Consider the following 7,595-nt stretch of genomic DNA (forward strand, 5'->3'; position numbering starts at 1 on the left):
TTCTTTATATCGAAAGGCAAATATTAAATAACTATGACAAAAGGGGGTATTCTGCCATATAGAGAAAGCAAAATTTTACCTAATATCCTTCGTGCTGACATAGTTGAGGATTCATATCAATCACTTTTTCCGGAATCGGAAAGACTGTGGTATAACCGTTTTCTTCTTCCGGAAGCTGCGGACGGAAACTATATGAACGGGTAAACACGCCAAAACGAATCATATCCTGCCGTCTCCAGCCTTCCCAAGCCAGCTCCATCATACGCTCGTCCAGTAAGTTTTCTAGTGTAGCTGTTCTTGGAGCCATGCCTACCCGGCTTCTCACCAGATTCAGTTCCGCATCGCCATTTTCTCCGTTCCGTACCTTCGCCTCACTCTGCATGAGCAATACATCCGCATACCGGAACAGCACAATGTCATTATCCAGCAATTTCCCGTCTTTGAGTCCAGTTTTGTCCACTTCGTACTTTTTCATTCTTGCTCCAGCTGTTTTCTCATACGGTTTGCCTGACACATCCAGCGCCACATTCCATGGTTCATACACCAAAGGAGTAACTCCGTCGTCCAACAAAATCTGGTTACCCTCCAAGTCCTTTACCGGCCCGGCGAAATAACAATAATCAAAGCGGGCATCCACCTGAGGAGTATCGTAGCCAAAGGTTTCCAGCACCTCCTTCGTTGCCGACGAACCATTCTCTCCACTCAGGCCATAGGCCTTGGCATGATTGTAATGGCGCGAACGGAATAAATAGATAAACTGATTGGTGTATAAAGTTTTACTCATGGGAATGACAAAAATATTCTCTTTCGAGGATTCATTAAACACCGCAAAATTAGCTGTATAATCATTTTCCAAAGTATATCCTGCAGCCGTAATCTTCTCACAATAATAGTTCACCGTCTGCCAGGCATTCAGCCGCTGCCCCTCCACTTCGAAAAAGATAGATTTTCCGTCCGGGCGGATTCCGTCTGTCCAGTCATCATCGGCATAAACTTCTACATTCAATGCCAGTTTGGCCAACAGGAACCACACCACAGGCTGTGTCATTCGCCCGTAATAAACTCCGGGTTGATTGCTCCTCTCCCCACTCAAGAAAGAAGAAGATTCCGTAAGTTCTTTTATAATGAAATTAAACACGTTAGAGCGCTTTTCCTGAACAATATCTTCAGCCGAAGGGTTACTCTTCTCAATCAGCGGAACACTCCCGAAAAGGTCCATGATATAATAATAAAACATGGCTCTCAATGCCCGTACTTCGGCTACACAATCTGCCACACTCTCTGCGGGGTGCTTTTCCGCAAAAGCCCGGATTTTCTCCAAAGAACCATTACACAAAATCACCGTACGATACAGATATTCCCATGTGGCATAGATGGCTTCATTATTCACCCCCCAACGATGCAGATACAATCCCTGCCAGAACCCGCCGTCATACCAGTCCCCTCCACGTGTAGGCATGATGGCCTCATCGGTAGTAAACGTATTCAAATCATAAATACCTCGCCCCGTACCCTGAAGGCCCTGACTGTCGGCATATCCGCCCACGTAATTATACAACGAAAGCACTCCATTCTTTTGCACGTCTGACAAGGTAGAATATGCAGCTTCTTCATCCAGCCGATCCTTCGGATTTTCTTCCAGGTAACTGCTGCAAGAGCTCCATGACAGAAGAGAAAATGACGCAAATATTATTGAGTATATTCTTTTCATAATAAACGGATTAAAAGTTAAGGCCTAAACTAATCATATAAGTTCTCGAGAGAGGGTACGTACGCTTGTCGTCCACTCCGAAAGTATTGTCCACCAAGGTAGAATTAATCAGTGGAGTCAGCCCCGAATAACCGGAAATTGTACCTAGATTATTAATGGTCAGTGCCAAACGTGCCCCGTGCAAAAAACGCTGTTTTTTAATAGGCACGTTCCAGCCCACGGTCAGATAATCAAAGTTCACATAATTGCCGCTTTCCAGCCAATAGTCTGTCGCCGTCAGGTCGCGTATGTTTCGCTCCGGAGCCTCTGCCAACACATTGTAGTCCGGTAAACTGTTCATATTCATATACGTCAGAGCCGTACCATTGTAAATCTTATGTCCGAATGCTCCGTTTATCTGCAACGACACATCAAAACGCTTGTAACGGAAACTGATATTGGAGCCTAACAAAGTCTTGGGAGTAGCCTGTCCGGCCACATAACGGTCTTCTCCGTCTTCCAGGTTCACACCCCCTCCGTTCAAATCCGCAATCTGATAAGTATATCCCCCGTTCCCGTCTGAAACCAGTCCCTCGCAGTGTGGCAGATAGAACACTCCTAACGGCTGTCCTACAATCTGATACACGATATTGTTATATCCGCCATGCAGCCCCGCACCGTTCAGTCCGGCCAAAGCCGTATATTGTGCGGCACTGATATATTCACCCTCATACATACCGCTCAGCGACAGCAACTTGTTCCGCTGGAATGTCACGTTCGCATTGATATTCAGTTCCATATCTTTGGTCCGCAAAGGAGTAATACCAATAGAAAGTTCCGTTCCGCTATTCCTCATGGAACCTAAATTAGCCAACAGCTTGTTATAGGCAAACGGAGGTACACTGACATCATACTGATACAACATATCCCTTGTTTTGGACAGATAATAATTCACCGACAGCAACAGACGGTTTCCATAAAATCCCATGTCCACCCCTGCATTAAACGTCGATTTGACCTCCCATTTCAAATCCGGATTGATATTCTTCAAGCTCTCATACGTCACCAGAGGAGAATTCCCTACAGGAACCACCCCGTTCGGACGCACCAATGCCATGGTGGTATAAGAATCAATGCCACCCTGATTTCCGGCCATTCCGTACCCCAATCTCAGTTTCAGATTATCAATCAGGTGGAAACGTCTCATAAACTTTTCTCTAGTTATATTCCAAGCCGCAGAAACAGAAGGAAATATGCCCCATTTATGATTCCGTCCAAATTTGGAAGACGCATCTGTACGCAGGTTTACTGTCAACACATAGCGGTCATCGTATGTATAATTCACACGCCCCAGAAATGATACCAGATGCGGCTCCTCATAATAAGAGCCTGTACCTTCCCAAGGCCGCAATGCTCCGCCCTGCAAACTGTGATATCCTAACTCATTGGAAGAAAAATTAGTCGTTGTTGTATAAAATCCCTGAAAACGATCCTTTTCCACCTCCCCTAAAGCCAATATATCCAGAAAATGAACTCCCAACTGCTTCTGATATGTCAACATCAGATTTCCTAATAAAGATTCCGACTTTCTATTTCCCCGATAAGCCTGTCCGTTGGCCCATACCGTAGTCGGAAGAAACTGCGCATTCTCTGTCGTGCTATAGGTATAAGAACCGAAAAGCACCATCTTCAAGTCCTTCAGCAAATGAAAAGTCAGTCGTGCATGCGAACTGAAATACGAAGTTTCCTCCCGGTTATCCACATCCATCCAGGCCAATGGATTTGTAATCTGGCTGGCCGTCGTAATCTGGTCCCAGCTCCCGGTTTCCGGGTCTGGAAAAGCAGGAAAGGTAGGATTAAAAGCCGCTGCCGAATAAAAAGTCTTCTGTAAATCAAACAGCGTACGGTCACGCTTCATAGAGCCAAACAATCCCAGTTCACAGTCAATCAGTCCATCGAGCATCTTCTGCGACATATTCATATTGGCCGTAAACAACTTCATACCTTCATTCTGAATCACTCCCTCACGGTTCTGAAAGCCCAACGACACCCTGTAATTGGAAGCCTCGCCACCTCCATAAAACGCAATGTTATGATTTTGTTGTAAGCCCGTCTGTTCTATGGCTTTCTGGAAATCCGTGTCATATCCCTTGTCCAGGATACTCCATCCGCGTTCTGCCGCCAACCTGCGGTATTCCGCTCCCGAAAGCATATCCAGTCTGCGATAAGCATGCGACACGCCGAAACTACCGTTATAGTTCACGCGCGTCTTTCCTGCCCGTCCTTTCTTGGTCACGATATTAATTACTCCCGATGCCCCGCGCGAACCATATTGCGCCGTTTCCGAAGCATCTTTCAAAATCGTAAAAGACTCTATATCGGCAGGGTATACCGAAGTCAGCATCGTTAAATCTCCCAATACCCCATCCACGATAATCAGCGGGTCATTCCCACTGGTCAGCGAAGTCGTTCCACGCAATCGGACCGATTCCAGTGCCGCCATTCCATTGTTACTCTTCAAGATGGTAAGCCCCGGCACCCGCCCCTGAATGGCTTCCAGCGGATTAGTTATCAGTTCACGATTCATCTGTTTTTCCGTAATCTGCTCTACCGAGCCGGAAATATTCTTCAGACTTCCACGGGCGTACCCGATGGTATAAATTGAATCAGGAGGCAATTCTTCTACATTCTGTCCTTGCACACAAAGCGGAAATCCGGCTTCCATACATCCTAAGAGCAACAAACTGCACAGAGCCTGAAATATTGGCTGCATCTTATCCATAGCATACTTATTTTAAGGTCAAAAGGGCGTGAAGATACCAAAACCTCCACGCCCCGTTAAAATCAGTTTCTTACTTTTCACAAAGAAAAGATATTTCTACCGATAAAGCAAGCCCTGAGCCATGTTATTTCTACCCAGACGTCATTTTTCTTCCGCAAACATCGGATCCCATGCCGGAAGCTGTATTGGCTTCTGCTTGAAGATATCCAGCACCTTCTTTGGTACATATTTTGTTTCCAGCACCAGACGGAACATATACTCATTGAACCATTCATCTGTCATAATCAGATGTCCCTGATAGCCCGATGCAGCTCCCCAGCTGTTTTCCACCATCCATTTCTTCGGTTTTCCATTCGCGTCCAAATCCACCGCCATCAGTGTCATGGCATGTGCCGACATGCTGGCAAACGTCTGGATACGTTCTTTCTTATCCATTCCGAAAGTCGTCCCCATCAATGAGCCGAAATCATAATTATTTACATCCAGCAACCCACGCTTGCTATCCAACTGCGTCACATCACTTGAAAAATACATCCGTGTGCTGTCCTTCAACGAAGCGATGGCCATTTCCTTGATTTCCTCTACCGGCAGATTCACATATGTCCAGTTCTTTCCATCGTAACGATGACGGTCGTACGCAATCTCGTAGCACTTGTAATAGTCACGAGAAGGGTCGTTCATCACCATCACATAGTTGGTCAGCAGGTTCGTATCACCATATTTCTCCAAGAACGACATCGGTGTGTGATGCTCTGTAGCCACCACATTCCCTTTGCTGTCCTTACGCACATAGTCGAATTCCGTCGGCGGCACTCCCAAAGTCAGTACCAGCATACGATATACTGTGCCCAGCATTTCCTCCTTACGTTTTTCAATTACTGCTTCCTTCTCACCTTTGGCAACCCTTCCTCTCAGTTCCAAACCAAACTCTTTCAATTTCAAGCCAATCAAAGAAGACATATACGAAGTATGTTCACTGCTGTATGTTTCCGGCATAGCTTCTTTAGGTACCAGACCGTATTTCGATACAATGTCGGCTACTCCCGTAAACGTACCTCCGTCACTCAGCGGATGCTTGAACAACCACTCTACCGTCTGGTCGTTCATCGGCATTCCTGCTGTTTCAATTACCCCCTGTAGAAACAAATTGGATTTTTCCAACTGGTCCCAGAAAAAAGAATACACTTGTGAGAATTCCAATCCCGGCAAGTCATAACGTGCAATGGCCTTGGCACGCATCACGTTCAGTCCCGTAAACAGCCAGCAACGACCAGACGACTGCTGGTCAGTGATTCCTTTTGATTCCACCTTAATGGAAAAATCTGTATTCAGCGCCTTCTGATTTTCCTGATTCAATGCCAGTTCCTTGATGCTGGTACCACCTATGGCGTTCCGCAACGCCTTATCGGCAGCCGTATTCTGATAACTACTTTGAATTTTTTTCAGCATACCCGGAGAGATGCCTCCATCCTGTGCCTGCACCGTCAGCCCGAAAGCGAGCAGGCAGGCAGCCCATGTTACGTGTTTCTGGTTCATTCTTCTATGGTTTTAATAAAATTATTTCTTAATCCTTTTTTACCGAACGTACAATTTTATATCCGATGCACGCCACAAAAATACTCATCAGCGGACTCAGCAAGTTAAAGAAACTATACGGCAAATATACCAGCGTAGGCACATTCAGTATCGTGGCCTGCGTCATACCGCATGTGTTCCAGGGAATCAACGGACTAGTTACTGTTACGGCATCCTCCGTGGTCCGGCTCAGCAGACGCGATTCATATCCGTTCTTTTTATAAATATCCTTGAACATGTTTCCAGTCAGAATGATTGAAATGTACTGGTCGGCCGTAGCCAGGTTCAGGAACAAACCGGAAGCCACGGTCGCCGTTACCGTACTTGCCAGTTTATGCGTAAAGTGCACAAACATACGTGTAATGCTTCCCAACATGCCACAGGCCGTCATGGCTCCACCCAAACACATGGCACAGAGAATCAGCCACACCGTATCCATCATCCCTCCCATTCCACGGGTTGCAATCAGTTCAGTCAGCGCAGGAGTAGAAGTCTGAAGTGACGTACTACCCGACAAAGCCAGCAAAACTCCTTTATACAAAGCTTCCCCTCCGCTCGTCCCGTCACCGGCAACTTCACGCAACACATCCGTTTGGAAGACCAGCATGCACACCACGGCCAAAACAGTCGATATAAACAAAGTGATAATGGAAGAAACCTTCCGGGCAATCAGAATTCCAGTTACAACCGGTACCAGTAATACCCAGAAAGTAATGTGAAAACGTTCGGCAAGTCCGGTAGTAAACACCGCAATCTGCGAACTATCCGATGCCTCGTGCGAAAATCCAGCCACAGTAAAAATAGCCAAGGAAATGACGACAGAAGGTACTGTGGTATACATCATGTAACGAATATGCGTAAATAGCGGCGTGTCCGTCACTGAAGAAGCCAGGATAGTGGTATCCGAAAGAGGAGAAACCTTATCGCCGAAATATGCCCCTGAAATAATGGCTCCGGCAATCCACCCTTCTTCAAAGCCCTGTGCCTTTCCGATGCCCATCAGCGCAATACCGATGGTCGCAATGGTGGTCCACGAACTGCCCGTCATTACCGAAACTACCGCACAAATCACACAACACGACACCAGAAAAAACTTCGGATGAATAATTTGCACTCCATAATAAATCAAGGTAGGCACCACTCCCCCCAGCATCCAGGCTGCCGAAAGCGCACCGATAATCAACAGAATAATTAAAGCAGAGCTTACTCCCGCAATATTGTTGATAATGGCATGTTCAATATCTTTCCAGCTCACACCGTATCGGCTCATCCCCAAAGCGGCACACAAAGCCGTTGTCAGCAACAAACAAATCTGACTGCCCCCACCCAGTGCATCGGCCCCCAAAAGGCGAATCGTAAAGAAAAGTAATATCACCAAAACCGCTACAGGCAGCAAAGATACCAGCGGAGAAGGAATCTTCATTTTTTGCGTCATTTTTATCCGTTTAAATCCAAATTCATTACTAAATCAATAACGAATGCAAATTTCCGAATATTTTTCCAATTTTCCATGAAATATCCATATATATTTACATTTTTCGCCCTATA

Annotated in this window: 4 protein-coding genes; all 4 read right to left on the minus strand. The window is 46.1% G+C overall.

What is annotated here, in order from left to right; genetic code table 11:
* Positions 1 to 79: 79 nt before the first annotated feature.
* The 4 genes from ACMJ0U_RS07660 to ACMJ0U_RS07675 all read right to left on the minus strand — a co-directional run bounded on the left by ACMJ0U_RS07660 (position 80) and on the right by ACMJ0U_RS07675 (position 7,482).
* On the minus strand, positions 80 to 1,711 hold the full coding sequence (locus tag ACMJ0U_RS07660) for a RagB/SusD family nutrient uptake outer membrane protein (RefSeq protein ID WP_417129332.1): 1,632 nt from the start codon (positions 1,709 to 1,711) through the stop codon (positions 80 to 82).
* Positions 1,712 to 1,721: 10 nt separating this feature from the next.
* Positions 1,722 to 4,415 (minus strand): SusC/RagA family TonB-linked outer membrane protein, encoded by a 2,694-nt coding sequence (locus ACMJ0U_RS07665; RefSeq protein ID WP_417129336.1) that lies wholly within the window; start codon positions 4,413 to 4,415, stop codon positions 1,722 to 1,724.
* Between the two features lie 198 nt (positions 4,416 to 4,613).
* Entirely contained in the window at positions 4,614 to 6,008 is a 1,395-nt protein-coding gene (locus ACMJ0U_RS07670) for a C1 family peptidase (RefSeq protein WP_417129333.1), read from the minus strand.
* 28 nt (positions 6,009 to 6,036) lie between these two features.
* A complete protein-coding gene (locus ACMJ0U_RS07675) occupies positions 6,037 to 7,482 on the minus strand; it encodes a Na+/H+ antiporter NhaC family protein (RefSeq protein ID WP_417129334.1) in 1,446 nt (481 codons plus the stop codon).
* Positions 7,483 to 7,595: the final 113 nt, after the last annotated feature.

Origin of the sequence: Phocaeicola sp., assembly GCF_048170425.1 — a bacterium.
GTDB lineage: Bacteria > Bacteroidota > Bacteroidia > Bacteroidales > Bacteroidaceae > Phocaeicola.